The sequence below is a fragment of the Corynebacterium senegalense genome, from assembly GCF_900411315.1.
In the GTDB taxonomy this organism is placed as follows: domain Bacteria; phylum Actinomycetota; class Actinomycetes; order Mycobacteriales; family Mycobacteriaceae; genus Corynebacterium; species Corynebacterium senegalense.
The window spans coordinates 1,272,265-1,296,486 of sequence record NZ_LS990887.1; the positions used below are offsets into that span (position 1 = coordinate 1,272,265).

Below are 24,222 nucleotides of genomic sequence, written 5' to 3' on the forward strand. Positions count from 1 at the left end.
TTAAACCTCCACGCTTTCGCGCTTGGCGACGCCACCTCGGCGCCCCTCAAATTCCTTTTCCAGCCCGGTTCCCTCCACGTCCAGGTCGGGCAGGATGCGGTCCAGCCAGCGGGGCATCCACCAGGTGGCGCGGCCCAGGATGAACATCGTTGCGGGAACGAGTGCCATGCGCACGAAGAAGGCGTCGAAAAGCACTGCGGCGCCGAGGGCGAAGCCGAAGATCTTGATGAAGGGCAGGGGCTGGTCGATGAAGGCGACGAACACCGCGATCATGATGATCGCCGCGGCCGTGACCACGCGCGCGCCCTGGGCGAAGCCCTCCACGGTGGCCGTTTCGACGGCGGCGTTTTCGGCGTCCGGCGCCCCGGCGCTGCGCGCCTCTAGGTAGCGCTCGCGGATGCGGGTGACCAGGAAGACCTGGTAGTCCATGGCCAGGCCGAACGTGACGCCGATGAGGAAGATCGGCATGAAGGACAGGATCGGGCCCGGGGTGTTGACCAGCCCGGTCACGCCCATCTGGAACACGGCGACGGTGACGCCGAAGGCCGCCCCGACCGAGAGCAGGAACCCGAGGCCGGCGACGAGCGGGACCATGATCGAGCGGAACACGACGACGAGCAGAACGATGGCCAGCCCCACCACGATGGCGAGGTAGAGCGGCATCGCCCCGGCGAGCTCCTCGGTGATGTCCATCTGCACTGCCGTGAGCCCGGTGAGGCCGATCTGGACCCCTGTGGCGTCCTCCACCTGGGCCGCCGTGTCGCGCAGGCCGTGGGCGACGTCGAGGGTGTAGCCCTCCTCCGGGCCTGTCACCGGGGTGGCCACCACCTGGGCGGCCGTGAGGTCCTCGTTGACGTTGATGAGCTGCGCGTGGCGGATGCCGTTGACGCTGCCGGCCTCGTTGACCGTGTAGAGGAACGACGCCAGCGCGGCCTTCGTCGCCTCTCCCCCGGCCTCGTCGGGGATGGCGGACATGTACGGCTGCAGGATCTCTGCGTCGGGGTTCACCCCGTGGGCGTCCACGACGACCATGAACTGGCCGTTGACGCCCGGGCCGAAGCCCTCGGCGAGGAGGTCGGCGGACTTGCGCTGCGTGGTGTCCTTGTCCGAGGTGGTGTCCGAGGGAAGGGCCATCTCCAGGTCCAGCACCGGCAGGGCCAGAGCCCCGAGTCCGAGGATCACGACAGCCATCACGAGCGCGGGGAAGCGGCGCACGAAGCGGACCCAGCTGCGCCCCATCGAGCGGCGGGCGAGGTCCTTCGCCGGCCTCGACCCCGGCCCGGCGTGCCCGGCCACCCCGGGGATGCGGACCCCGAAGGAGCGCTCGCCCCACGCCCCGAGCAGGGCGGGGATGAGGGTCAGCGCGATAAGCACGGCGATGAGCACCGTGACCGCTGCGGCCAGGCCCATCCAGGTGAGGAACTCGATGCGGGCGAGCGACAGGGCCACCAGGGCGGTGAAGACCGTGGTGCCGGCGAAGACCACCGACGACCCGGCCGTGCCCGTGGCGAGGCCCGCGGCCTCGGGCCCGTCGAGGGTGGCGCGCTCCTGGCGGTAGCGCGACAGGATGAACAGGGCGTAATCGATGCCCACAGCCAGGCCGATCATCACGGCCAGGACCGGGGTGACGTCGTTGAGCTCCACCCAGTGGGTGGTCATGAGGATGAGCAGCGCCCCGATGCCCACGCCGATCACCGCCGTGATCACCGGCATCGACGCAGCGATCAGGGAGCCGAAGGTGACCAGCAGGACGAGGAAGGCGACGCCGAGGCCGACGAGCTCGCTTCCCGTCTTGATCTCGATGGGCTCGCCGAAGCCCGCGCCGCCCGCCTCGACCTGCAGCCCGGCGGCCCGGCCGATCTCCATCGCCTGGTTCACCACCTCGCGCTCCTCCTCGGTGACGGTCATGGAGGATTCCGCGCCGAAGTCGAAGGAGGTGTAGCCGATCCGCTTGTCGTCGGAAAGCGTGCGCACGTTGTAGGCGTCGGCGCGGGCCGACTCCTCGGGCATGCCCATCTGGGTCATCTGCTCGACGATGGTGCGGCCGAGCTCCTCGTTGACCACGACGGGGTTGCCGAAGCGCTCGGTGTTCTCGATGTCGCCGAGGTGCTCGCGGACGTAGCCTACCGTCTCGTCCATGGCCCGCATGTTGTCCGGCTGATCCAGCGTCTCTCCTTCCGGGGCGGCGAAGACCAGGTTCACCGTGGGCGCCGTTGCGATGTCGCCCGCCCCGGGGAAGTTGTCCTCCAGCGTGCTCAGCGCGTCGATGGACGGCGTGCCGGAGATCGCGAACTCCGAGGTGAAGGGCTTGGACAGCGTCGCCGCCCCGGCCGCCGCCGCAGCGAGCAGCAGGAGCCAGGCGACGATGACGCGCCACTTGTGCAGGTACGACCAGCGTCCCAGCCGGAAAAGGAATTTCGCCATGAGGTTCCGATATCAGTCGTCGATTGTGGGGCGGTGCGCGGGTCGGCCCCGCGTTTCGCACCATCTTATAGGTCGCATACGACAAAACCCCTGACCTGCAGGTCAGGGGTTTTCGTCTTAGCTGGCGGTAGCGGCGGGATTTGAACCCGCGGTGGTTTTACCCACACTCGCTTTCGAGGCGAGTACCTTCGGCCGCTCGGACACGCTACCGTCAATCAGATTAACGGCAACGCGTCCGCGAAACCAAATTTAGTTCTCCTCGCGGCGGTCCTGGATCTTGCCCGCAACCTCGTTCGCCTTGTCCTTAACGGCGTCGCGGGCGTCCGCGGCCTTCTCCTTGACATCGCCGCTCAGCTGATCGGCCTTGCCCTCGTTTTCGAGGCCCTTGTCGTCGGAAATGTTGCCGGCGGCCTCCTTGGCCTTGCCCTTCAGCTGGTCGCCAAATCCTTCAAGTGCCATGATGTTCTCCTTTGTTCGATTTCGTGCTAACAGTCTCAACCATAGACACTCTTTTCCGGCACCGAGTAACGATTTCATTGCGTTTCACCGCAGGTCGGCGAAGAACTCGCTGAGCAGCCGCGCGTTTTCGGCCTCGAGGACGCCGCCGCGGACCTCGACGGTGTGGAGGTGGTGCGGGTCGCGGAGGGCGTCGAAAAGCGAGCCCACTGCCCCCGTCTTCGGCTCCCACGCACCGAAGACCAGGCTTCGCACCCGCGCTCCGAGGATCGCCCCGGCGCACATGGTGCACGGCTCGAGGGTGACCACCAGCTCGCAGCCGTCGAGGCGCCAGGTGCCCAGCGTGCGCGCGGCCTCGCGGATCGCCACCACCTCGGCGTGGGCGGTGGGATCGCAGCTCGCTTCACGACGGTTCACCCCGCGCCCCACCTCACGGCCGCGCGCGTCGAAGACCACCGCGCCGACGGGGACGTCGCCAGGCGGTGTGCTCCGCGCAACCTCGAGGGCCCGCTCCATGCGCTCGCGCGCGCGGCGTTCCGGCTGGCTGGGGCGCACGCGTCTAGTCCAGGCAGTCGGCAAGTTCGCCGGAGAAGCCGAGCTCGTCGGCGATGCGCTCGATGGCCTCCCCCGGCTCCTCGTCGCTGTCCACGATGATGCTGAGGACCTGTTCGGACAGGCCGAGGTCCTCGAGGATCGCGAAATCGCCCTCGGCCCAGCCGTCGATGTCATCGAGCGACTCCGGGGCGATGTCGGGGATCTCCGCCCCCGCCTCGTCGAGGATCTCGGCGGCGAAGTCGTCGTCCACCGCCATCGTCGCGTCCGAGATGAGGAGGCGGGTGCGCGAGGGGCCCGGGCGCACGATCACGAAGTAGTCCTCCTCCACGTTGAGGAGCGCGAAGGCCGCGCCCTCGCTGCGCAGCGCGCGCACCGCCGCCACCGAGGTGTCGAGGGAGGTGAAGTCGTCCTCGAATTCGCGCACGACCCACGCGCCATCGCGCGCGGCGACGGTGACGGCGAAACCATCCTCGTAATCCTGGCTCATGCCTAGTGAGGATAGCGGGGTTGTGTAAGACTTGTCACCGTGACTGATCAGTACCCGCAACCGCTTCGCCCCCTCTGCATTGTCGGCCTCGGGCTCATCGGCGGGTCCATCATGCGCGACGCCGCAACGGCAGGCGCGGAGGTGTTCGGGCACACGCTCTCGCGCTCCGGCGCGCGGCAGGCGCAGCGCGACGGCTACGCAGTCTCCCACGATCTCGCCGAGACCCTCGCGCGCGCCGCGGAGGACGACGCGCTCATCGTGATCGCCACGCCGATGCACGCGGTCGCGCAGATCCTCGACGCCGTCGTCGAGCACGCCCCGGGGTGCGGGATCACTGACGTCGTGAGCGTGAAGCAGCCCGTTTACGACCTCATTATCGAGCGCGGGCTGCAGGGACAGTACGTGGGCGGGCACCCGATGTCGGGCACCGAGAACTCCGGGTGGAACGCCGCCCAGGAGGGCCTGTTCCACCGCGCGGCGTGGGCCGTGACCTACGACTGGGCGGTGGAGCTCGACGAGGAGGGAAAGCGGGTGCCCCAGGAATGGGCGGACCTGTTCACCCAGGTGTGCAAGCTCGCCGCGCTGACCGGCGCCGAGGCCGTGCCCGTCTCGGTCTCCCGCCACGACGAGGCCGTCGCCCGCGTCTCCCACCTGCCCCACGTGCTCGCGGAGGCGCTGTCCATCGTCGGTGACAAGGGCGGCACCCTCGCCCAGTCCCTCGCCGCGGGATCGTTCAGGGGGGCCACACGCGTCGCCGGGACGGACCCCGTTCTCGTGCGCAACATGGTGGAGACCAACGCCGCGGCCCTCGTCCCCACTCTCGACGAGTTCATCGCCCTGCTCCAGCAGGTCCGGGACGGGCTGGCCGGCGAGAAGCCCTCGATGAAGGACCTGGCCGAGTACGGCAACCGCGCCTACGTGCGCATCAACGCCCGCTCCGGGGCGCGCCGCGAGTCGGTCTCGCCGGTGCGGATCTCGTCGCGCCCCGTCATGCGCGTCCACCCCGGGGCGCCCGGCTGGGTGGGGCACCTGAGGCAGATCGAGTCACTCGGCGGACGCGTCGAGGTGTTCTAGGCCCCGCTTCGCGACGCCCCGTCGGGCGCCTCAGTTTTCGCGCCGCTGCCCCCTGGCTGCGCAGGCCGTGACCCCGTGGGGAACAGGACGCTGGCTCCCTGACGCTGAGAAACCTCATATAGAGCTACTCCCTAACGCGGAAACCCCGCCGAAGCGGGGTTTCAGGTGGTGCGCCCGGAGGGATTCGAACCCCCAACCTTCTGATCCGTAGTCAGATGCTCTATCCGTTGAGCTACGGGCGCGGTGTCGTTGACAACGAAAAGGAACTTTACACCGCGCCCCGCGCACCTCCAAAACGCCTGCACAGCGCTAGATTCCGAGAACCGCCTTGGCGATGAAGAAGTAGATGATCAGGCCGGTGGCGTCGCAGAAGGTCGAGATGAAGGGGTTGGAGAACACGGCCGGGTCCGCCCCGACGGCCTTGGCCACGATGGGCATCATGCCGCCGACGGTGGCCGAGATGGAGCAGATCAGGAACAGGGTGGAGCCGATCACGATGCCGATGTCGGCGCCGTAGACCGCCGAGGCGACGGCCAGGCCGAGGGTGCCCAGGACGGCGCCGAGCATCATGCCCACCCGCAGCTCGCGCCACATGACTTCGAGGATGTCGCGCTTGCGGACGTCGTCTAGCGCGAGCGCGCGCGTGACCGTCGTGGCCGCCTGGTTTCCGGTGTTTCCGCCCGTGCCCGTGAGCAGCGGGATGAACAGGGAGAGCACCACGGCCTTTTCCAGGGTCTCCTCGAAGACGTCGAGGACCTGGACGGTGAGGGTGGCGGAGACGGCGAGGACGAGCAGCCAGACGATGCGGCTGCGGACCAGCTGCTGGACCGGCGTGGACAGGTACGGCTTGCCGAGCGGCTCGGAGGCGCCGGTGCGGGCCGAGTCCTCGGTGTCGGCGTGCTCGACGACGTCCTGGGCCTCGTCGTAGGTGAAGATGCCCACGAGGCGGTTGTCTTCGTCCACCACGGGCACGGCGAGCATGTCGGTGGACATGAGCCAGCGGGCGGCGCCCTCGACCTCGTCGGTCGCGCGCACGGGGGTCGCCTCCGAGAGCACGTCGCCGATCAGCTGGTCGCCGTAGCTGCGGAAGAGGCGGCGCAGGCTGGTCACGCCGACGAGGCCGCGGTCGTCGTCGATGACGGGGATGGTGTAGATCGTCTCCAGCTTCTCCACGTCCGCGCGGAGCATGTCGACGACCTGCTGCACCGTCATCCCGGGCGTGACGTCCGGCACGGCCGGGGACATGCTGCGCCCCACCGTGCCCTTGCCGTAGCCGAGCACGACGTTGGTAACGCGCTGGTCGTCCTCGTCGAGGTCCTGGAGCAGGCGCTCCGCGATCTGCGCGGGAAGGTTGTCCAGCAGGGCGACGCGGTCCTCGGCGCCCATCGAGTCGAAGTAGTCGACCACGTTGTCGTCGCCAAGCGCTGCCACGATGTCGGCCTGGTGGCCGGGGTTGAGCACGTCGAAGACGGCGAGCGAGCGCTCCGGGGGCAGCATGCGCAGCACCTTCGCGCCGTCGACGGAGGCGAGGCGCTCGACCAGGCTCGTGATCTCGCGCAGCGACATCGACTCCAGCTGCGCCTGCATGTGCTCGAGCTCGCCGGGGCTGACGTCGCGGCGTCTCCCCAGCCGCTGGAACAGTTTCGCACCCGACCTCGCCATGACTCGACCGCCTTTGACCTCTCGATTCGCTGCCCGCGCTAAGCCCACACAACACTACAGTGTCCCGCCCGCCCCCCAGGCAACACAAAACCCCGCCGAAGCGGGGTTGTGGTTGGTGCGCCCGGAGGGATTCGAACCCCCAACCTTCTGATCCGTAGTCAGATGCTCTATCCGTTGAGCTACGGGCGCGTGGCGGAGACGACAGGATTTGAACCTGCGGCCCTCCGCAAAGAGGGCAACTCCTTAGCAGGGAGCCCCATTCGGCCACTCTGGCACGTCTCCAGACCTCGTTGAATACTACCCAACGACGGGGCCGGCGGCCAAATGCCCGCCGCCGGCGGGTTACCCACCTGGGCCACAAACGCTCACAGGATTCGTCCAGCCTAGCACAGGCAAGGCTTGGCTAAGTCCTCGCATTACCCCAGCGACATGGGGGTTTAACCGAACGTTAACCGTGCAGCATAAGTGGCGTACCCAGTCCCAGAAAGGAGGCCACCCATGGCCGTCTCCTCCACACTCCTCACCATGGTGGGCATCGACCTCGCCGCCATGGCCCTGCTCGTCTTCGGGGTGTACTTCCCCCGCCACCAGCGCAGCGACCTCGTCGTCGCCTTCCTCGGCGTCAACGTCGGCGTCCTCGGGGTCGCCAGCGTCCTCGCCACCTCGGAGATCGGCGTCGGGCTCGGGATGGGGCTCTTCGGAGTCCTCTCCATCATCCGCCTGCGCAGCTCCGAGATCTCCCAGCGCGAGGTCGCCTACTACTTCGCCGCCCTGGCCATCGGCCTGATCTGCGGCATCTCCGGCAGCCCGCTAACGGCCGGCGCCGTGGTCGCCCTCATCGTCGCCGTGCTCGCGGCCGCCGACGGCATGTACTCCCGCCACACCCAGGAAACGCTGCTCGTCGACCACGCCTACACCGACCGCCTCTCCCTCGAGGACCGCGTCGCCGAGCTGACCGGGGCGGAGGTCCTCGGCCTCGACGTGCTCCGCCTCGACTTCGTCAACGACACCACCCTCGTCAACGCGCGCCTGCGCCGCCACGAGCTCGTCGTGCGCAACACCCCGGTAGGTGTCAGCTGATGCTGGAGACGATCACGCTCGAGCAGCTCAACAGCCGCGACGCCATGATGACCCGCGTCGACCGCAAGTACCTCATCCGCCACAGCCACCTCGAGCTCCTCCTCGACGGCCTGCCCGCAGGGACGAGGGTCCTCGACATCGCGGGGACGACCCGCCAGCGCTACACCACCGTGTACTACGACACGCCCGACCTGCGCTGCTACCACGACGCCGCCTACCGCCGCCGCCTGCGCTTCAAGGTCCGCACCCGCACCTACGAGGACACCGGCGTGTCCTTCCTGGAGGTCAAGACCAAGGGCCCGCGCGGGGTCACCGTCAAGCAGCGCACGCTTGTCGACGCCACACCGGCCTCCTGGCTCACACACTCGCTCGGCGGGCGGCTGCGCGAGGGGGACGTCGACAAGCTGGCCCCGGTGCTCACCAACACCTACCGGCGGATGACGCTCAGCCCGCCCGACGCTGGGCGCGCGACCATCGACACCGACCTGACCTGGACCTCCGGGTCCACCCTGGAGGGACTCGACCTGGTCTTCGTAGAAACGAAATCCACCGCCACCCCCTCTTCCATCGACCGGCTGCTCTGGTCGCGCGGCCACCGCCCCGTCAGCGTGTCCAAGTTCGGCTGCGGCATGGCCGCCCTCCACCCGGAGCTTCCCGCCGGCAAATGGACCCGCACCCTCAACCGCCACTTCGAAAGGACCACCTCCCATGCGTAAGTACCTCGCCCTCGCCGCCGCCTGCTCCCTCACCCTCGCCTCCTGCACCGCCCTCGACGCCGACGGCTCCTTCACCGCCAGCGCCGCCTCGGAAACCACCGCCAGCTCCGCGGCGGACGCCGACACCACCAACCCACCGACCGCGCAGCAGCAGCTGGCCGCGAACTCCCAGGCCACCACCGTCGAGGCCGACACCTCCGGCGCCACCGACTGGGACGGCGGAGAGATCACCGGCGGCGTCTACCGCATCACGGGCACCCACGACCGCGTCACCGTCAACGCCCCCGACCAGCAGGTGGTGCTCATCCTGGACAGCGCGACCATCACCGGGCAGATCTCTGTCGACGCCGGCGACGCCGCACTGGTGCTGGAGGGCGACTCCACCGTCGCGGCCGAGGGCGTGGGCACCGACGCCGGGGCAATCAACGCCGCCTCCGACCTCACCGTCACCGGGTCCGGCTCCCTGCGCGTGACGTCCTCGGGCGACGGCGTGGTGGCCAAGGACGACCTCGTCGTCCAGTCGGGCACCCTCACGGTCGACGCCGCCGACGACGGCCTGCGCGGCACCGACTCCGTCACCCTCGCCGGCGGCGCGGTCACCGTTACCGCCGGCGCCGACGCCGTCACCTCCACCAAGGACGCGGCTGAGGACGCGACGAAGGGCTGGATCAGCCTGAGCGGGGCCACGGCCACCCTCACCGCGGGCGACGACGCCCTCTCCGCCTCCACCGACGTGATCCTCACGGACGGCACGCTGAACGCCACCGCGACCGACAAGGGCATCTCCGCCGGCCGCTACATCCTCGCTTCGGGCGGCGAGGCCACCATCGACGCCCAGGACGACGCCGTCCACTCCGACGGCGCCCTGCGACTCAGCGGCGGCACCCTCGCCGCCAGCGCCGGCGACGACGGCATCCACGCCGAGGTGGCGGCCGTGCTCGACGGGGCGGACGTGACCGTCGCCAAGTCCGGCGAGGCCCTCGAGGGCGGCCTCATCACCATCTCGGCCGGCACCGTCGACTTCACCTCCACCGACGACGGCATCAACGCCTCCGGCTCCACCACCGTCGAGGAGGGCGAGGCGGCCGTCGCCGAGTCGGGCGATGCCGGAAATACCGGTGCCACTGACGCGGCCGACACCGGCGCCGGGATGCCCCCGATGTCCTTCATGCTGGAGGGTCAGGCGGGCCAGCCGCCGCAGGGCGGGATGGACGCCTCCACCGGCGAGCAGCTGACGATCTCCGGCGGCACCGTCACCGTCAACGCGGGCGGCGACGGCCTGGACTCCAACGGCGACGCCACCATCAGCGGCGGCTCGACCACCGTGTTCGGCCCCACCGACAACGGCAACGGCGCGCTCGACGTGGCGGGGACCTTCACCGTCTCCGGCGGCTCCCTGCTGGCGGTCGGCTCCGCCGGGATGGCCGAAACCCCCGACTCCTCCAGCGCCCAGGCCTGGATCCAGTCCTCCATCAGCGCCGCGGCGGGGGACACCGTCGAGGTCACGGGCCAGGACGGCAGCGTGCTCGCCTCGGTGACCACCCCGAAGGTCGCACAGAACCTCGTCTACTCCTCCCCGGACGTCGCGGCCGGGCAGACCTACCAGGTCAACGGGACGGCCGTGACCACGAACACGGCCACCGCCGCGGGCAGGGGGATGGGCGGCCCGGGCCCGCGCTAAACCGCCTGCCGGGCGGGCGGCTTCGGGCTACCCTCAGGATCTATGACGAATCTGCCCCGCCCCGACATCGACCCCGACGGCCTCCTCGAGTACTCGGTCGTCTTCACCGACCGTTCCCTGAACCACATGTCGCAGAAGTTCATCACGGCTGCGCAGGAGATTCTGGGGATCCTCACCTCCGCCTACAACGCCGACACCGCGGCCCTCGTCCCGGGCGGCGGGACGGGCGCGATGGAGGCGGTGGCCCGCCAGCTCTTCACCGGCAGGAAGGTTCTCATCCTGCGCTCCGGCCCGTTCACCTTCCGCTGGTCGCAGATCATCGAGGCCGGTGCGATCACCGACCGGGTCGAGGTCCTCAACGCCCGCCCGACATCCGACACGCCCAACCCCTCCTTCGCCCCGCCTTCGCTTGACGACGTCCGAGCGGCCGTCGAGAAGTTCTCCCCCGACGTGATCGTCACCGCGCACACGGAGACGGCCGCCGGCCTCACGCTCCCCGCCGACTACCTGCGCGGCCTCGGCGGGATCGCCGAGGAGGCGGGCGCCCTGTTCGTCCTCGACTGCATCGCCGCCGGCGCCTCCTTCACCGACATGAAGGACGCGGGGGTCAACGTGCTGGTCTCCGCCCCGCAGAAGTCCTGGTCCGGCTCCCCGGCCACCGGCTACGTCATGCTCGACGCGAAGGCCCGCGAGGCCGTGAACTCCTCGCAGTCCACCTCCTTCACCCTCGACCTGAAGAAGTGGCTGGAGATCTTCGAGGGCTACCGCGAGGGCAAGGCCGGCTACCACTCCACGCTGCCGACGGACACGATCGTGCACAACCTGGAGATCATGAAGGAATCCACCCGCGACGGTCTGGACACCCTCGCCTCCCGCCAGGAGAAGCTGGGCCGGCTCGTGCGCGAGGCCGCCTACGAGCGCGGCTACACCTCCGTCGCCGCCGAGGGGTACGAGTCCAACGGCGTGGTCGTCCTCTACTCCAAGACCCCCGAGCAGCAGTCCGGCGCCGCCTTCAAGGCGCACGGCCTGCAGATCGCCTCGGGCGTGCCGCTGAAGATCGACGAGGGCGAGGACTTCTCCACCTTCCGCATCGGCCTGTTCGGCCTGGACAAGTGGGAGGACCCCGAGGCGGCGGCGCAGCGCTTCATCGAGGCGCTCGACCAGATCGGCTAGAACCCCCAAAAAGCTCAGGAACCCGGGCCGCACGGTGCGTGCGCCCGGGTTCTGCCGTGGCGGAGACGGCGGGATTTGAACCCGCGGAGGTGTGACCCTCGCCGGTTTTCAAGACCGGTGCATTCGGCCGCTCTGCCACGTCTCCAGCGCACTGATCTTAGCCCGGATGCGCAAAACTTGGATAATCTGGGGCGGCATGAAGGCAATCACGCTCACCGACCCCGACAACCCCCGATCCCTCGAGCTCACAGAGGTGGACACGCCCACCCTCCGCGAAGGCGAGGTGCTGGTGAAGGTCGCAGCCGCCGGCGTCAACCGCGCCGACCTCGCCCAGGCCCAGGGCATCTACCCGCCGCCGAAGGGGGCCTCCGAGATCATCGGCCTGGAGTGCGCCGGCGTCATCGCCGACGCTGGCGACACTGGCCGCACCGTCGGCGAGGAGGTGGGCTGCCTGCTCGCCGGCGGGGGCTACGCCGAGTACGTCGCGGTTCCCGAGGGCCAACTCACCCCCGTGCCGCGGGGATACAGCCTGGAGGAGACGGCGGGAGTCGTCGAGGTGGCCGCCACCGTCTGGTCGAACCTGGGGATGCTCGCGGGGATCAGGGAGGGCGACCGCGTCCTCATCCACGGCGGCTCGGGAGGCATCGGCTCCTTCGCCATCCAGCTCTGCAAGGCGCTCGGCTGCGAGGTGGCGGTCACCGCCGGCAGCGCCGAGAAGCTGGAGTACTGCCGGGAGCTGGGCGCCGACATCCTCATCAACTACAGGGAGCAGGACTTCGCCGAGGAGCTCAAGGAATCCTGCGACGTCATCCTCGACGTCATCGGCGGCGACTACCTCGAGCGCAACATCAAGTCCCTCGCCGCCGACGGCCGCCTCATCGTCATCGCCCTCCAGGGCGGGGCGAAGGGCACCCTGAGCCTGGGTCGGATGATGCCGCGGCGCCTCTCCGTCCACGCCACGACGCTGCGTGCCCGACCCGTGGACATGAAGGCAGAGATCGTCGCCGACACCGTCAAGAACGTCTGGCCGCTGCTCGAGGACGGCACCATCTCCCCCACCATTTCGCGGACCTTCCCCCTCGCGGAGGCGGCCCGCGCCCACGACTACCTCGACTCCGGCGACAACACCGGAAAGATCGTGCTCACCGCGGGCGACGGCCGAGCCGACTAGGCCAGCGAGGCCACCGCGCGGATGAGGTGGTCCACGTCGTTCGACGTGTTGAAGGGGCCGAGGGCAATGGTCACGGCCCCGCCCATCTCGGCGACCCCCATGTCGTCGAAAAGCTGGCTCGACGGGGCCTCGGTGGCCACGATGCCGTTGGCGAACAGCCGCTGGTTCACGGTCGACGAGGGCACCCCCAGGACCCCGAAGCTGAGCCTCGGCACGCGGTCCACCGACGCCCCGTCGGCCGCCTCCCCCGACACGCCCACGATGTGGACGGCCGGCAGCGTGCCGAGGAACGTGTGCAGGTCATCGCGCAGGCCGTTAAGGTAGGCCGACGCCTCGGCCATCGAACCCACCAGGCGGCTGCGGCGCGAACGGCGCCCTCCCGCGGCGGGCTCCGCGAGCGCGGCGTAGTGCTCCACCGTCGCCGAAACACCGCCCGCCAGGCCGGGGGACACGCGCTGCGCCAGCTTCGCCGCGCCCTCGGCGTCCGGGCGGCCGAGAGGCTCGAGGCGCGAGAACATGGCCTCGTCGCGGAACACCAGGGCCGCCACGTCCGGCCCGCCCATCTCCCCGAGGTCCACCGCAACCACGTCGGCGCCCCACTCGTCGAAGGTGATCGGGCGGTACGGCGCGAACGCCGAGGCGTCCACGACAACCCACGCACGCGAGCGGCTGCGCACCGTGTCCACCACGTCCGCCACCGCCACCACGTTGCCCAGCAGGCCGTGCGCCGCCGGCACCGAGACCAGGCGCGTGGTCCCGTCGACAAGATCGCGGTACTGCCACGCCGGCAGGTCCCCCGTGCCCAGATCCGCCTGCGCCCACCGCTCCTCGGCATCCGCGCGCGACAGGGCGGAGGTCAGCTCCGGGCGGTCCAGGTTGTTCAGCACCACCGTCGAGTTGTGGCGGAACATCGGCCGCATCGACGCGGCCAGCGCCGAGTACAGGGCGTGCAGGTTCGGGCCGAGGACCACGCGCTCCGGGGCGGCGCCGACGAGGTCGGCGACGGCCGTTCGGGCGTCGCTAAGCAATGCGAAGCCCTCGGGCTGGCCGGCCGACTGGCGCCAGTGCGAACCGGCCGCCGGCTCCGGGCGAGCGACCGCAGTGGACATGCGGAACGAGCGCGACACGGCGGCCGAAACACGCTCGGGGATCTGCGGGCACGCGTGGGCGTTGAGGTAGGTCCACCCGTCCGACAGGGAGGTGTACAGGCCGCGCACGCTCGCGACGTCATAAGCCATTCGTTCCACCTCCAAAGAACTGTCGACCAACGAATATAATTCAAAACCGGACGAGAAAATAACGCATCCAATTATGCACACCCGCACGCCCTTATGCACACCCCCTGCTCGGGCCCCGCGGGCGCGTTTTCCCTGCTCGACACGTAAGAAAACCGGCATGAATCAGTCCGGCCGGACCCCGCGCTTCACGGAGACCAGGGCCACGGGCGCTAGTGTTGTGGGCGTGCAGGACAAGAAACAATTGCTCGCCGACGTCTCCCGCATGACATCGGCGGCCGCCGGAGAAACGCCGAAGTCGCGCTCCAAGACACTCGCCATGGCGTTGAGCGACCTGACCCGCGGATGGGGGCAGCACGAGCTGTGGCTCCAGCTCGGCTGGCAGGACATAAAGCAGCGCTACCGCCGCTCCGCCCTCGGCCCCCTGTGGATCACCATCGCCACCGGCGTCATGGCCCTCGCCCTCGGACTGCTCTACTCCATGCTCTTCCAGATCTCCGTGCGCGAGTTTCTCCCCCACGTCACCGTGGGCTTCATCATCTGGGGCTTCATCTCCGGCTGCATCAAGGACGGCGCCAACGTCTTCATCGAGAACGAAGGCCTGATCAAACAGCTCCCCTCCGCGCTGTCGGTGCACGTCTACCGCCTCGTCTGGCGCCAACTGCTCTTCCTCGCCCACAACATGGTCATCTGGGTGATCCTCGTCCTCGTCTTCCGCATCCCCCTCGGCTGGTCGGTCCTCTGGGCCGTCCCGGCTCTCGCCCTGCTCGTGCTTAACGGGGTGTGGGTGACCATGCTCTTCGGCATCATCGCCACCCGCTTCCGCGACGTCGCGCCGCTGCTCGAGGCTCTCGTCCAGCTGCTGTTCTACGTCACCCCCATCGTGTGGACCACCTCCACCCTGAAGGAGCAGGGCGGCGAGGTCGCGCAGCGCGCCCGCATCGCCGAGCTCAACCCGCTCTACCACTACCTCGAGATCGTCCGCGCGCCCCTGATCGGCAAGGACGTGGCCGCCTACCACTGGGGCATCGTCGGCGTCTGCACCGTCGTCGGCCTGCTCCTCGCCCTGCTCGTCATGCGCCAGTGGCGCTTCCGCGTCCCCTACTGGGTCTAGCCCCTTTCCTAAGGACTCCCATGGTTTCCATCGACACCTACAACGCCTGCGTCGACTTCCCCATCTTCGACGCCAAGTCCCGCTCCCTGAAAAAGGCCGTCGTCTCCTCCGCTGGCGGCGCCATCGGCAAGAACGCCTCCAACACCGTCGTCGTCGAGGCGCTGCGCGACATCAACCTCCACCTGCGCGAAGGCGACCGCGTCGGCCTCGTCGGCCACAACGGCGCCGGCAAGTCCACCCTCCTGCGCCTTTTGTCCGGCATCTACGAACCCACCCGCGGCGTCGCCGACGTCCGCGGCCGCGTCGCCCCCGTCTTCGACCTCGGCGTCGGCATGGACCCCGAGATCTCCGGCTACGAAAACATCATCATCCGCGGGCTCTTCCTCGGCCAGACCCGCAAGCAAATGAAGGCCAAAATCGACGAAATCGCCGAATTTTCCGAGCTCGGCGACTACCTCAACATGCCCCTGCGCACCTACTCCACCGGCATGCGCGTCCGCCTCGCCCTCGGCGTGGTCACCTCCATCGAGCCCGAAATTCTGCTTCTCGACGAGGGCATCGGCGCCGTCGACGCCGCCTTCATGGCCAAGGCCCGCGTCCGCCTCGCCGAAATGGTCGAACGCTCCGGCATCCTCGTCTTCGCCTCCCACTCCAACGACTTCCTCGCCCAGCTCTGCACCACCGCCCTCTGGGTGGACAAGGGAGAAATCCGCCAGGCCGGCCTCGTCGCCGACGTCGTCGAAGCCTACGAAGGCCCCGAAGCCGGGCAGCACGTCGCCGAGATGGTGGAGCGCTTCCACGGCTAGGTTGGTTTTGGGTTTGGGGGTGCCAGATTGGGGTTCCGTCGCCCCAAATTTGTCACTTTCTGCAGGTGGGGTTCCCGGCACCTCGAAATCTGTCACCCGGGAGACTCGGTGAGTGACAGATTTGGGCCGTGAAGCCCGATATTTGTCACTTTCCCCAGGTGGGTTTTCCTCCCGCTCGATATTTGTCACTGAGGAGCCGCTCGAGCCGGGCTGGAAGCTCCGGCAGCGTCCCGGAGGAAAACCGAAGCGGGGTCCACCCCTCGGCAGTGACATCCAGATTGATCAGAGCATCTTTCTGACGTTGCTGATAGTCCCAATGGTGCCGGCCGTCGTACATGATGCCGACGCGGGGCTCGATGAGGGCCAGATCGAACACGGTGATGAGCCGCCCAGACTGGTGAACGGGGTGCTGTTCGCGGACGGTGAGGCCGAAGCGGTTCGCAACCTCCTCAACAAGCAGGCGCATCTCGGTTTCCTTCGGGGAGTCGGGGTGCGGACTGGAGAGACGAAGAATGTGTTGCAGCCATTCTTTGCTCAGTCGGTGGCGGCCGGCGTCGAAAATCTCACTCGGCTGGGCCCCGAGGAAGCGCCGGACACAGTCAAGGAGCTGTACTGCGGGGAGCTCCTCGCGCGGGATCTCCTTCAACGCCTGGATGGTCGCGGCGGCCGGGCAGGCGACGCGGAAGGGGTAGCCGTTTATGTGGAATGTCCACACTTCGGAGGGGCGGCAACCGCGGCGGCGGACCGCGGGGCGGTGCTCGTCACCAACCTGATTGGTGGCTCGCGGGGCCACAAGCAAGGTGTCGTGCCCCTCGACGAGGTAGGGCAACCCGTGCAGCGCGAGCGCACCGAAACCGCTGATCACACAACCGGGGTTTTCCACCGCATGGGCGAGCGCGCGGGCGCCGGCGGGGGCGCGGTACGCAACCCCCCTGGGGTGCGCGCGGGCGCGCAGGTTGGCTTCGTCGGCGGGCAGGAGCTCAGCTTCGGGCAGGTAATGGCGGCGGGAAATGCGGACCTCCCCGTCGCGAGAGAGCGACCAGGGGCAGTCGACGTGGAAGGAGTGCATACCCACTTAGAGTCCTGTCGGGCGCCGCCGGTTCCCTCGTGCACAATGGAGGGCATGACTGCCACCCTGAACCCGCGCGGGACGACCGCTGCGGTGATCGTCACCCACAACCGCCCGCAGCTGCTGAGTCGCTCGCTGGAGCAGGTGGTGAACCAGACGCACCCGGTGGAGTGGGTGATCGTGGTGGACAATGCGGCGCAGCCGGAGGTCGAGGAGCTGCTGCGGGACAAGGCCGGTGACAGGGCCGTTTACCTCCCCTCGCACACGAACCTGGGCGGGGCGGGGGGCTTCGCCTACGGTTTCCTCCACGCCCTCGCGCTCGGCGCGGACGCCGTGTGGTGCGCCGACGACGACGGGCGCCCCGCCGATGTCCGGGTCCTGGAGACCCTCTACGCCGTCGCGGGCCAGCACGGTCTCCACGAGGTGAGCCCCATCGTGGTCAACATCGACGACCCCGGAAAGCTGGCGTTTCCGCTGCGCCAGGGCCTGACGTGGAAGCGCACGACCGCCGAGCTCGAGGGCGAGTTCCTGCCGCAGTACGCCTCGCTGTTCAACGGCGCGCTCATCAGCGCGGAGGCGATGGAGCGCATCGGCGTGCCCGACTACCGGCTCTTCATCCGCGGCGACGAGGTGGAGTACCACCGGCGGCTGGCCAACTCGGGCCTGAAGTACGGCACGGCCCTGACCACCGCCTATCTCCACCCGGACGGCTCCGGCGAGTTCCTGCCCATCATGGGCGGGCGGGCGCACGCGCAGTGGCCCGACAACGAGACGAAGCGCTTCTTCACCTACCGCAACCGCGGCTACATCATGAACCAGCAGGGCATGCGGAAGATGAAGCTGCAGGAGGTCGTACGGTTCGGTTGGTTCTTCCTGGTGGAGAAGAAGAACCCGCGCGAGTTCTTCCGCTGGGCGAAGCTGCTGCGGATGGGGGCGCGGGAGGACTTCAGGAGGCCCTAAGAGGAGGCCCTAGAAGCAGGCCCGAATAGCTACACGGGGTCCTGCTCGAGCACGATCTTGGTCTCCTCCTTGAAGATCACGCGGCGCTGCAGCACGAAGTTCGTCACGGTGGCCACGCCCTGGGCGATGACGAAGGAGACGCCGTCCTTCCAGGGGTTGACCAGGCCGAGGGCTTGGAGGGGCGCGTCGGTGACGTCGTAAAGCACGACCTGCACGAGGAAGGTGACGGCGTAGAGCACGAAGACCGCCCCGGCCTTTTTGGCGTTGACCTGCGCCTGGAACGCGAAGCGCGAGTTGAGCACGTAGGCGATGAGGGTGCCGAAGATCCAGCCGACGACCTTGGAGGAGGTGCGGGACAGGCCCGTCAGCTCGGTCAGCGAGTAGGTGATGCCGAAGTCGACGACGGCGCAGCCGATGCCGATGATGATGAACGGCACGAGCTGCTTCAGCACGGATTGCTTGTACTCCTTGCACACGGGCGACCAGCTTACCTGCGCAGCAGCGCCCGAAAAACCTCCAGCCGGTCCACGGGCGCCGCCTCCCCCGGCCCCCAAACCCCCAGGGAGGCCAGCCTGACCAGCGAGCCCGCGCACAGTTCCCGCACCTCAGGGGCGGTCATGAACCCCCAGCCGAGAGCCTCGAACGTGGACTCGGTGATGGCGTCGGTCGTCTCCTCGTCGGCGAAGCACGCCAGCGCGAGGAGCACGCACCAGAACGCGTCGCGGCCTCGGGCGCTGCGCTCCCGGGGCAGGGTCGCGGCCGCCTCGCGGGCACGCTCGTCGACGCCCCCCTCCCGCACATCCAGGGCCTGTAGCAGCAGCACGTAGTCGAACATGCGGGAGCGCAGGATCACGTCCCGGAGCTCGGGGCGCACCGCCCGCAGGATGTCGTCGGCCCGGTCGTCGCCGATGAGGCGGCGGTTTACCGCGGCGATGTCGAAGGGCTCCCCGCCCAGGTCCCCGGCGCCGGCGATGCAGACGGCCGGCGGCGTGGCGCCGTCGCGGGGGTGGCGCTGCGCGAGCTCCAGGTCGAAGCGCCACAGCCCCCAGGTGAAGGAGAACCCGTCGCGCAGCGCCTCGCCGAGGGTGCCCGGAGCGGCGGCGCCCGGCGCGCCGGCGAAGTGGGCGGGGGCCGGTGGGGCGTCGGGAAGCGAGAATGCGGTGGCGATGACGCGGGGGACGTCGGCGAGCGCGGTGTCCTCGTCGAGGCCGAGGTAGCGGTAGATCTCCTCGTCCGCCTTCATCGTGGACACGCGCACGACGAGGGTCGAGCCCCGCCGCTGCGCCGGGCCGAGCCGGGCGCGGGCGAGCGCCAGGTCGATCACGGGGGCGCGGTGCAGCCCTGGGTCCGTGCTCATGTCACCGGGCGGCGGGCTTCACGTTCTTCGCGGCGAGGTAGCCCGCGGCAACCACCGCGCCCATCAACGTCAACGGGGCGCGCACCCCGCGCCGGCTCAGCGAGCGGGCCGCCGCGCGGTGCAGCCTCGCGCTGGCCGCCGTCACCCCCGCTGCCGCTGCCGCGCCGCCGCCGAGCACCGCCCAGGTGACCGCGGGCCCCTTCGCCTCGCGGGTGACGGCGGAGGTGAGGTCGTTGCCCGGCTCCTCGTCGAAGGCGTTGAACGCCGCGACGGTGGCGAGGTTCGCGGCCGCGAGGGCGAGCCGCGCGGCGACGACGTGGCGGGTGACGTCGGCCACGGCGTAGTAGCCGACGATGAACCCGGCCTGGATGAGCTGGCCGCCGAAGGTGTCGTCGAGGGCGTTGTAGTCGATCTGCTCGGGGGCGTCGTGCTGCTGCGGGGAGTGGGGTGCGTTCATGCTGGCCCATGGTAGACGCAGCCGCGGAGCGGGGAACTAAGCTCGGTGGGCATGAGGAAGCACTACAAGGGCGACGACCCCAACGCGACGCACGAGGCGGCCCAGCGCATCGAGGCCCCCCTGTCCGACTTCATGGCCCGGCTTTTCGCCGAGGAGCTGCCCTTCCTGGATTCCGTCTCCCGCACCCGCGTCTACGACCTGCTGCGTGAGCATAAGGCGGCGGGCCGCCCGGTCATCTCCTCGCAGGAGGAGCTACCTGCGGAAATCCGGGAGATCATGGACCTTTAGCCGGTCTCATCGGAGACGCATATAACAGTGTTCCGATCCGACTTTCGGCGGACGCGGGCTAGGCTGGATTGCGTCGCCTATGAAGGAGAACCCTTGAAGAACCCACCGAAGAACATGGAACTTCACACCACCCTTGAGTCGCTCCACGGCTGGGGCCGGACGGCCCCGTCGACAGCCCACGTCCTGTCCACCCCCGACGTCGAGATCATCAAGCAGGCGGTGGCGCAGGTCGCGGCGGACAACGAGGCTCTCCCCGAGCACCAGCGCCGCGGCGTGATCGCCCGCGGCATGGGCCGCTCCTACGGCGATCCGGCTCAGAACGGCGGCGGGCTCGTCGTGGACATGAAGCCGCTCAACGAGATCCACTCCATCGACCCCGAGACCGCCATCGTCGACGTCGACGCCGGCGTCAACCTCGACCAGCTCATGAAGGCCGCGCTGCCCTTCGGGCTGTGGGTCCCGGTCCTGCCCGGCACCCGCCAGGTCACCATCGGCGGCGCGATCGGCCCGGACATCCACGGCAAGAACCACCACACCGCCGGCTCCTTCGGCAACCACGTCGTGTCCATGGAGCTCCTGGTCGCAGACGGCCGGGTCCTCCACCTCACCCCGGAGGGCAGCGCCGACGACCCGGACGGCACGCTGTTCTGGGCGACGGTCGGCGGCATGGGCCTGACCGGCATCATCCTCCGCGCGCGCATCCGCATGACGAAGACGGAGACCGCCTACTTCATCGCCGACACCGACCGGACCGACACCCTCGACGAGACGATCGCGGCGCACTCCGACGGCTCCGAGGTGAACTACGAGTACTCTTCCGCCTGGTTCGACGCCATCTCCGCCCCGCCGAAGACGGGCCGCTCCACCATCTCCCGCGGCTCCCTGGCCACCCTGGCCCAGCTGGAGGAGTTCGCGCCCAAGCTGGCCAAGGACCCCCTGAAGTTCAACGCGCCGCAGCTGATGACGGTGCCGGACATTTTCCCCTCGTGGACGATGAACAAGCTCTCCCTCATGGCCATCGGCGAGGCCTACTACCTCATGGGCGCCCCGGCGCGGAACCAGGTGAAGAACCTCACGCAGTTCTACCAGCCGCTCGACCTGATTGGCGAGTGGAACCGCGGCTACGGCTCGGCCGGCTTCCTGCAGTACCAGTTCGTCGTGCCGACGGACGCGGTGGAGCCGTTCAAGGACATCATCTACCAGATCCAGTCCAGCGGGCACTACACCGCGCTGAACGTGTTCAAGCTGTTCGGCGAGGGCAACCGCGCCCCGCTGTCCTACCCGATGAAGGGCTGGAACGTCTGCGTCGACTTCCCCATCCGCCCGGGCCTCGGCGAGTTCCTCGACCGCCTCGACCAGCAGGTGATGGAGTTCGGCGGGCGCCTCTACCTGGCCAAGGAGTCGCGCACCTCCGCCGAGAAGTTCCACGCCATGTACCCGGGGATGCAGGGCTGGCTGGACACCCGCCACGCCATCGACCCGACCGGCGTGTTCGCCTCCGACATGTCCCGCCGCCTCGAGCTCAACTAGCAGCCCGCACAAAGGAGAAACCACATGCTTAACGCAGTAGGCCAAGCCCAGCACATCCTGCTCATCGGCGGCACCTCGGAGATCGGCCTCGCCACCGTCGGCGAGATCATTTCCCGGGGCGGCGCCCCCACCGTCACCCTCGCGCTGCGCAAGGACTCCCCGCGCGCCGAGGCCGCCGTCGAGGAGGTGACCCGCGCGGGCGCCGGCGAGGTGCGCGTGGTCGACTTCCAGGCCACCGACTTCGCCTCCCACCCGGAGGTGATCCGGGAGGCCTTCGCCGCCGGTGACGTCGACGTGGCCGTCGTGGCCTTCGGCACCCTGGGCGACCAGGAGGCCCTGTGGCAGGACCAGGCCCTCGCCGTGGAGTCCGCGCAGACCAACTACACCGCCTACGTCTCCGTCGGCGTCCTGCTGGGCCAGGCGATGAAGGCGCAGGGCCACGGCACGATCATCGCCCTGAGCTCCGTGGCGGGCCAGAAGGTGCGCCGCTCCAACTTCGTCTACGGCTCCGCCAAGGCGGGCATGGACGGCTTCTACCTGCAGCTCGGGGAGGCCTTGCGCGGCGACGGGGTGAAGGTCACCGTGGTTCGCCCCGGCCAGGTGCGCACGAAGATGACGGCGGGCCTCGACGAGGCCCCGCTGACCGTGAACAAGGAGGACGTCGCCGAGGCCGCGGTCGAGGCGGCGCTCAAGGGCGAGCGCAGCGTCTTCGTGCACAAGCTCTTCGGCCCGGTCTCCTTCGTGCTCCAGCACATTCCGGCCCCGATCATGCGTCGCCTGAGCTTCTAAGCTTCACGACGCCCCACGGGCGCCGGCCCAGATCCCCAGCCTGATCCCCGGCTTGATCCCCGGCTTGATCCCAGGCCCCGCCCGCTCGCCACCACCGGTTTGTCGGACCCGTGTGAGAAACTGGAAGGCATGCACGTTTCTCACACGGAAACACCCCCGGACCCGGACGCCGACCACCGCGCGGAGTTCCGCACCGTCGAGTACAGCCCGGACGCGCTGAGCGTGGGCGCCACCGTCTGGCGCTCCCTTGCCGCCGCCGCGGGCGGCGCGCTTCTCGCCCTGCTGGGCTGGTTCGTCCTCCACTCCGTCTCACTGCCGGCGTTCAACACGTCGATGTCGACGCGGGCGCTGGCCACCGCGACCTCCTTCGTCGTGATCGTGGCGGTGGCGCTTTTGCTGTGGCTCTGGATGCGCGACGCCGACGCGTCTGCGCCCCGCCCCCGGTGGCGCCGCGTCCTCACGGAGGTCGCCGCCACCCTCGCCCCCTCGGCCCTGGTGCTCACCTCCCTGGGCCTGCCCCTCAGCGCGACGAAGCTCTACCTGGACGGCATCCAGGTGGACCAGGGCTTCCGCACCCAGTTCCTGTCGCGCATGGCGCAGCAGCTGGGCAACCACGACATGAGCTACATCGATCTGCCCACCTTCTACCCGCTGGGATGGTTCTGGCTGGGCGGGCGGGCCGCGAACCTGCTCGGCATGCCCGGATGGGAGGTCTACCAGCCGTGGGCCATCGTCTCCCTGGCGGCCGCGGCGGCGGCGCTCACACCGCTGTGGCAGAAGCTGACCTCGTCCCTGCCGGTGGCGGCGACCGTCGCGCTCATCACCACCGCGGTTGTGCTCACGCAGACGCCGGACGAGCCCTACGCCGCCATCGTGGCGATGTTCGTCCCCGCCGCGGCGATCGCCTCGGCGAAGGCCCTCACCGGCTCGTGGCCGGCCACCGCCGCGCTTGCCGTCTACCTGGGTGTTTCGGCGAACTTCTACACCCTCTACACCGCCATCTCTGCGCTGACCGTGGTCGTTTTCGCGGCGGTGTGCTACGCCCGGAAGGAGCGCAGCCTCACCCCCGTCACGCACCTGGTGGCCATCGGCGTCGGCTCGATCCTCATCGCGCTGATCTCGTGGGGCCCCTACCTCTACCAGGTGCTCTTCGGCGGCTACGAGGTGCGCAGCACGGCGAACCACTTCCTGCCCACCGAGGGCACCGTGTTCCCCCTGCCGTTCTTCTCCCTCTCCATCGTGGGAGCGCTCAGCCTCGCGGGCCTGGCGTTTCTGCTGCTGCGGCTCAAGAACACCGACTTCACCGGCCTCGCGCTGGCCATCGCGGTCTGCTACGTCTGGGCGCTCGGCTCGATGGCCGCCTCCCTGGCTGGGACGTCGCTGCTGGGCTTCCGGCTCGAAGTGCTGATCACCCTGCTCTTCGTCACCGCGGGCGTGCTGGCGCTGGCGGAGGCGCGCCTCATCGGAATCGAGTACTTCTACCCCGCGCGGGTTGGCGGGGCGGGGAAGCGCGCCGTCACAGCCGTCCTCACCGTCCTGCTCGCCGGGGCGGGGCTATCGCTGGTGCAGCAGATCCCGAAGGAGAACGAGGCCCACATCGACCAGGCCTACGCCGACACCGACGGCTACGGCGAGCGCGCCGACCGCTTCCCCCCGGACGCGGCGCAGTACTACGCGGAGATCACCGACTTCATCGTCGACCACGGCCACCCCCAGCAGGACTCCGTCGTGTTCACCGACGAGATCAACTTCATGGCGTTCAACCCCTTCTACGGCTTCAACGCCTTCACCAGCCACTACGCCAACCCCCTGGGCGAGTTCCACCTGCGCAACGCGGCCCTCCAGGAGTGGTCCGCGGGCTCCTTCGCGCAGCTGTCGGAGCCGGGGGAGTTCACGGCGGCGCTCGACTCCGCTCCCTGGCGCGCGCCGGACGCGTTCATTTTCCGCGGCGACCTGGACACCCCCGACGAGCCGTGGAAGACCCACATCGCGCACGACATCTTCCCCAGCCAGCCGAACGTGCGCTACGAGGCACTGTTTTTCAACCCCGCCGCCTTCGACTCCCCCGCCTGGGACGTCAGGAAGATCGGCCCCTTCGTGGTGGCAGTTCGCAACCCGTGAGCCGGAAAGTAGAGTGA

General features: G+C 69.2%; 23 protein-coding genes and 5 tRNA genes. 13 read left to right on the forward strand and 15 right to left on the reverse strand.

The annotated features are described in order from the left end of the window. The 5 genes from DYZ02_RS06255 to DYZ02_RS06275 form a co-directional block, all read right to left on the reverse strand. Complete coding sequence (locus DYZ02_RS06255; protein ID WP_115685475.1) at positions 1-2,424, reverse strand: MMPL family transporter; 2,424 nt, start codon at positions 2,422-2,424, stop codon at positions 1-3. Positions 2,425-2,546: 122 nt separating this feature from the next. Further along, positions 2,547-2,634, reverse strand: a tRNA-Ser gene (locus DYZ02_RS06260). Positions 2,635-2,673: 39 nt separating this feature from the next. Next, the gene (locus DYZ02_RS06265; protein ID WP_115685476.1) at positions 2,674-2,883 is read right to left on the reverse strand and encodes a CsbD family protein; all 210 of its coding nucleotides are present in this window, start codon (positions 2,881-2,883) and stop codon (positions 2,674-2,676) included. A gap of 84 nt (positions 2,884-2,967) precedes the next feature. Beyond that, entirely contained in the window at positions 2,968-3,396 is a 429-nt protein-coding gene (locus DYZ02_RS06270; RefSeq protein WP_115685477.1) for a nucleoside deaminase, read from the reverse strand. 43 nt (positions 3,397-3,439) lie between these two features. Further along, positions 3,440-3,922 (reverse strand): tRNA adenosine deaminase-associated protein, encoded by a 483-nt coding sequence (locus tag DYZ02_RS06275; protein WP_115685478.1) that lies wholly within the window; start codon positions 3,920-3,922, stop codon positions 3,440-3,442. 39 nt (positions 3,923-3,961) lie between these two features. Between DYZ02_RS06275 and DYZ02_RS06280 the strand changes: the two genes are divergently transcribed. Further along, positions 3,962-4,996, forward strand: coding sequence for a prephenate dehydrogenase (locus DYZ02_RS06280; RefSeq protein WP_115685479.1), 1,035 nt, complete (start codon positions 3,962-3,964; stop codon positions 4,994-4,996). Positions 4,997-5,162: 166 nt separating this feature from the next. On the opposite strand, the gene DYZ02_RS06285 is transcribed toward DYZ02_RS06280, so the two are convergent. From DYZ02_RS06285 to DYZ02_RS06300, 4 genes are all read right to left on the reverse strand, one after another. Next, positions 5,163-5,238, reverse strand: a tRNA-Arg gene (locus tag DYZ02_RS06285). 67 nt (positions 5,239-5,305) lie between these two features. Continuing rightward, positions 5,306-6,658: a magnesium transporter gene (gene mgtE / locus DYZ02_RS06290; RefSeq protein WP_115685480.1), complete on the reverse strand. Its 1,353-nt coding sequence runs from the start codon at positions 6,656-6,658 to the stop codon at positions 5,306-5,308. 113 nt (positions 6,659-6,771) lie between these two features. Next, positions 6,772-6,847 (reverse strand) — tRNA-Arg (locus DYZ02_RS06295). Between the two features lies 1 nt (position 6,848). Next, positions 6,849-6,940, reverse strand: a tRNA-Ser gene (locus DYZ02_RS06300). 216 nt (positions 6,941-7,156) lie between these two features. On the opposite strand from DYZ02_RS06300, the gene DYZ02_RS06305 reads away from it, so the two are divergent. The 4 genes from DYZ02_RS06305 to DYZ02_RS06320 are packed head-to-tail and all read left to right on the forward strand — an operon-like array spanning position 7,157 to position 11,308. Then, positions 7,157-7,738, forward strand: coding sequence for a DUF4956 domain-containing protein (locus DYZ02_RS06305; protein WP_115685481.1), 582 nt, complete (start codon positions 7,157-7,159; stop codon positions 7,736-7,738). After that, positions 7,738-8,454, forward strand: a complete 717-nt coding sequence (locus tag DYZ02_RS06310) for a polyphosphate polymerase domain-containing protein (RefSeq protein WP_115685482.1) — start codon at positions 7,738-7,740, stop codon at positions 8,452-8,454. Before DYZ02_RS06305 ends, DYZ02_RS06310 begins: the two co-directional genes overlap by 1 nt. Continuing rightward, positions 8,447-10,135, forward strand: a complete 1,689-nt coding sequence (locus DYZ02_RS06315; protein WP_115685483.1) for a carbohydrate-binding domain-containing protein — start codon at positions 8,447-8,449, stop codon at positions 10,133-10,135. Before DYZ02_RS06310 ends, DYZ02_RS06315 begins: the two co-directional genes overlap by 8 nt. Before the next feature lie 42 nt (positions 10,136-10,177). Beyond that, positions 10,178-11,308 (forward strand): pyridoxal-phosphate-dependent aminotransferase family protein, encoded by a 1,131-nt coding sequence (locus DYZ02_RS06320; RefSeq protein WP_115685484.1) that lies wholly within the window; start codon positions 10,178-10,180, stop codon positions 11,306-11,308. A gap of 57 nt (positions 11,309-11,365) precedes the next feature. Here the strand turns inward: DYZ02_RS06320 and DYZ02_RS06325 are convergent. Next, positions 11,366-11,453, reverse strand: a tRNA-Ser gene (locus tag DYZ02_RS06325). 51 nt (positions 11,454-11,504) lie between these two features. On the opposite strand from DYZ02_RS06325, the gene DYZ02_RS06330 reads away from it, so the two are divergent. Beyond that, positions 11,505-12,479 carry an NAD(P)H-quinone oxidoreductase gene (locus tag DYZ02_RS06330; protein ID WP_115685485.1) on the forward strand — a complete coding sequence of 325 codons (975 nt, stop codon included), beginning with the start codon at positions 11,505-11,507 and terminating at the stop codon, positions 12,477-12,479. On the opposite strand, the gene DYZ02_RS06335 is transcribed toward DYZ02_RS06330, so the two are convergent. Continuing rightward, on the reverse strand, positions 12,476-13,717 hold the full coding sequence (locus tag DYZ02_RS06335) for an aminotransferase class V-fold PLP-dependent enzyme (protein WP_115685486.1): 1,242 nt from the start codon (positions 13,715-13,717) through the stop codon (positions 12,476-12,478). The genes DYZ02_RS06330 and DYZ02_RS06335 overlap by 4 nt on opposite strands. Positions 13,718-13,979: 262 nt before the next feature. Between DYZ02_RS06335 and wzm the strand changes: the two genes are divergently transcribed. Next, on the forward strand, positions 13,980-14,828 hold the full coding sequence (wzm, locus tag DYZ02_RS06340) for a galactan export ABC transporter permease subunit Wzm/RfbD (RefSeq protein WP_484027309.1): 849 nt from the start codon (positions 13,980-13,982) through the stop codon (positions 14,826-14,828). 20 nt (positions 14,829-14,848) lie between these two features. Then, the gene (gene wzt / locus DYZ02_RS06345; RefSeq protein ID WP_115685488.1) at positions 14,849-15,634 is read left to right on the forward strand and encodes a galactan export ABC transporter ATP-binding subunit Wzt/RfbE; all 786 of its coding nucleotides are present in this window, start codon (positions 14,849-14,851) and stop codon (positions 15,632-15,634) included. A 145-nt stretch (positions 15,635-15,779) separates the two neighbouring features. On the opposite strand, the gene DYZ02_RS06350 is transcribed toward wzt, so the two are convergent. Then, positions 15,780-16,703: a hypothetical protein gene (locus tag DYZ02_RS06350; protein WP_115685489.1), complete on the reverse strand. Its 924-nt coding sequence runs from the start codon at positions 16,701-16,703 to the stop codon at positions 15,780-15,782. A gap of 54 nt (positions 16,704-16,757) precedes the next feature. On the opposite strand from DYZ02_RS06350, the gene glfT1 reads away from it, so the two are divergent. Beyond that, positions 16,758-17,663: a galactofuranosyltransferase GlfT1 gene (glfT1, locus tag DYZ02_RS06355; RefSeq protein WP_115685490.1), complete on the forward strand. Its 906-nt coding sequence runs from the start codon at positions 16,758-16,760 to the stop codon at positions 17,661-17,663. 29 nt (positions 17,664-17,692) lie between these two features. Here the strand turns inward: glfT1 and DYZ02_RS06360 are convergent, their stop codons facing one another. Genes DYZ02_RS06360 through DYZ02_RS06370 form a run of 3 tightly spaced genes read right to left on the reverse strand, consistent with a single transcriptional unit; the run spans position 17,693 to position 19,477 of the window. Next, positions 17,693-18,139 (reverse strand): GtrA family protein, encoded by a 447-nt coding sequence (locus DYZ02_RS06360; protein WP_245945686.1) that lies wholly within the window; start codon positions 18,137-18,139, stop codon positions 17,693-17,695. Between the two features lie 11 nt (positions 18,140-18,150). After that, positions 18,151-19,020, reverse strand: a complete 870-nt coding sequence (locus DYZ02_RS06365; protein WP_115685491.1) for a hypothetical protein — start codon at positions 19,018-19,020, stop codon at positions 18,151-18,153. Between the two features lies 1 nt (position 19,021). After that, positions 19,022-19,477: a hypothetical protein gene (locus DYZ02_RS06370; RefSeq protein ID WP_115685492.1), complete on the reverse strand. Its 456-nt coding sequence runs from the start codon at positions 19,475-19,477 to the stop codon at positions 19,022-19,024. Between the two features lie 51 nt (positions 19,478-19,528). Here DYZ02_RS06370 and DYZ02_RS06375 point away from each other — a divergent pair, with 51 nt between their 5' ends. The 4 genes from DYZ02_RS06375 to DYZ02_RS06390 all read left to right on the forward strand — a co-directional run bounded on the left by DYZ02_RS06375 (position 19,529) and on the right by DYZ02_RS06390 (position 24,205). Continuing rightward, positions 19,529-19,765 (forward strand): hypothetical protein, encoded by a 237-nt coding sequence (locus tag DYZ02_RS06375; RefSeq protein WP_115686400.1) that lies wholly within the window; start codon positions 19,529-19,531, stop codon positions 19,763-19,765. Between the two features lie 114 nt (positions 19,766-19,879). Then, positions 19,880-21,295, forward strand: a complete 1,416-nt coding sequence (gene dprE1 / locus DYZ02_RS06380) for a decaprenylphosphoryl-beta-D-ribose oxidase (protein WP_115686401.1) — start codon at positions 19,880-19,882, stop codon at positions 21,293-21,295. Between the two features lie 24 nt (positions 21,296-21,319). After that, the gene (gene dprE2, locus DYZ02_RS06385; RefSeq protein WP_115685493.1) at positions 21,320-22,084 is read left to right on the forward strand and encodes a decaprenylphospho-beta-D-erythro-pentofuranosid-2-ulose 2-reductase; all 765 of its coding nucleotides are present in this window, start codon (positions 21,320-21,322) and stop codon (positions 22,082-22,084) included. 129 nt (positions 22,085-22,213) lie between these two features. Continuing rightward, on the forward strand, positions 22,214-24,205 hold the full coding sequence (locus DYZ02_RS06390) for a galactan 5-O-arabinofuranosyltransferase (RefSeq protein ID WP_115685494.1): 1,992 nt from the start codon (positions 22,214-22,216) through the stop codon (positions 24,203-24,205). The last annotated feature ends 17 nt before the right edge of the window (positions 24,206-24,222 follow it).

Excerpts from the sequence above, each read along its gene's own strand:
- DYZ02_RS06255 (WP_115685475.1), bottom strand. The coding sequence starts at position 2,424 with ATGGCGAAATTCCTTTTCCGGCTGGGACGCTGGTCGTACCTGCACAAG.
- DYZ02_RS06265 (WP_115685476.1), bottom strand. The coding sequence starts at position 2,883 with ATGGCACTTGAAGGATTTGGCGACCAGCTGAAGGGCAAGGCCAAGGAG.
- DYZ02_RS06270 (WP_115685477.1), bottom strand. The coding sequence starts at position 3,396 with ATGGAGCGGGCCCTCGAGGTTGCGCGGAGCACACCGCCTGGCGACGTC.
- DYZ02_RS06275 (WP_115685478.1), bottom strand. The coding sequence starts at position 3,922 with ATGAGCCAGGATTACGAGGATGGTTTCGCCGTCACCGTCGCCGCGCGC.
- mgtE (WP_115685480.1), bottom strand. The coding sequence starts at position 6,658 with ATGGCGAGGTCGGGTGCGAAACTGTTCCAGCGGCTGGGGAGACGCCGC.
- DYZ02_RS06305 (WP_115685481.1), top strand. The coding sequence starts at position 7,157 with ATGGCCGTCTCCTCCACACTCCTCACCATGGTGGGCATCGACCTCGCC.
- DYZ02_RS06310 (WP_115685482.1), top strand. The coding sequence starts at position 7,738 with ATGCTGGAGACGATCACGCTCGAGCAGCTCAACAGCCGCGACGCCATG.
- DYZ02_RS06315 (WP_115685483.1), top strand. The coding sequence starts at position 8,447 with ATGCGTAAGTACCTCGCCCTCGCCGCCGCCTGCTCCCTCACCCTCGCC.
- DYZ02_RS06320 (WP_115685484.1), top strand. The coding sequence starts at position 10,178 with ATGACGAATCTGCCCCGCCCCGACATCGACCCCGACGGCCTCCTCGAG.
- DYZ02_RS06330 (WP_115685485.1), top strand. The coding sequence starts at position 11,505 with ATGAAGGCAATCACGCTCACCGACCCCGACAACCCCCGATCCCTCGAG.
- DYZ02_RS06335 (WP_115685486.1), bottom strand. The coding sequence starts at position 13,717 with ATGGCTTATGACGTCGCGAGCGTGCGCGGCCTGTACACCTCCCTGTCG.
- wzm (WP_484027309.1), top strand. The coding sequence starts at position 13,980 with ATGACATCGGCGGCCGCCGGAGAAACGCCGAAGTCGCGCTCCAAGACA.
- wzt (WP_115685488.1), top strand. The coding sequence starts at position 14,849 with ATGGTTTCCATCGACACCTACAACGCCTGCGTCGACTTCCCCATCTTC.
- DYZ02_RS06350 (WP_115685489.1), bottom strand. The coding sequence starts at position 16,703 with ATGCACTCCTTCCACGTCGACTGCCCCTGGTCGCTCTCTCGCGACGGG.
- glfT1 (WP_115685490.1), top strand. The coding sequence starts at position 16,758 with ATGACTGCCACCCTGAACCCGCGCGGGACGACCGCTGCGGTGATCGTC.
- DYZ02_RS06365 (WP_115685491.1), bottom strand. The coding sequence starts at position 19,020 with ATGAGCACGGACCCAGGGCTGCACCGCGCCCCCGTGATCGACCTGGCG.
- DYZ02_RS06370 (WP_115685492.1), bottom strand. The coding sequence starts at position 19,477 with ATGAACGCACCCCACTCCCCGCAGCAGCACGACGCCCCCGAGCAGATC.
- DYZ02_RS06375 (WP_115686400.1), top strand. The coding sequence starts at position 19,529 with ATGAGGAAGCACTACAAGGGCGACGACCCCAACGCGACGCACGAGGCG.
- dprE1 (WP_115686401.1), top strand. The coding sequence starts at position 19,880 with ATGGAACTTCACACCACCCTTGAGTCGCTCCACGGCTGGGGCCGGACG.
- dprE2 (WP_115685493.1), top strand. The coding sequence starts at position 21,320 with ATGCTTAACGCAGTAGGCCAAGCCCAGCACATCCTGCTCATCGGCGGC.
- DYZ02_RS06390 (WP_115685494.1), top strand. The coding sequence starts at position 22,214 with ATGCACGTTTCTCACACGGAAACACCCCCGGACCCGGACGCCGACCAC.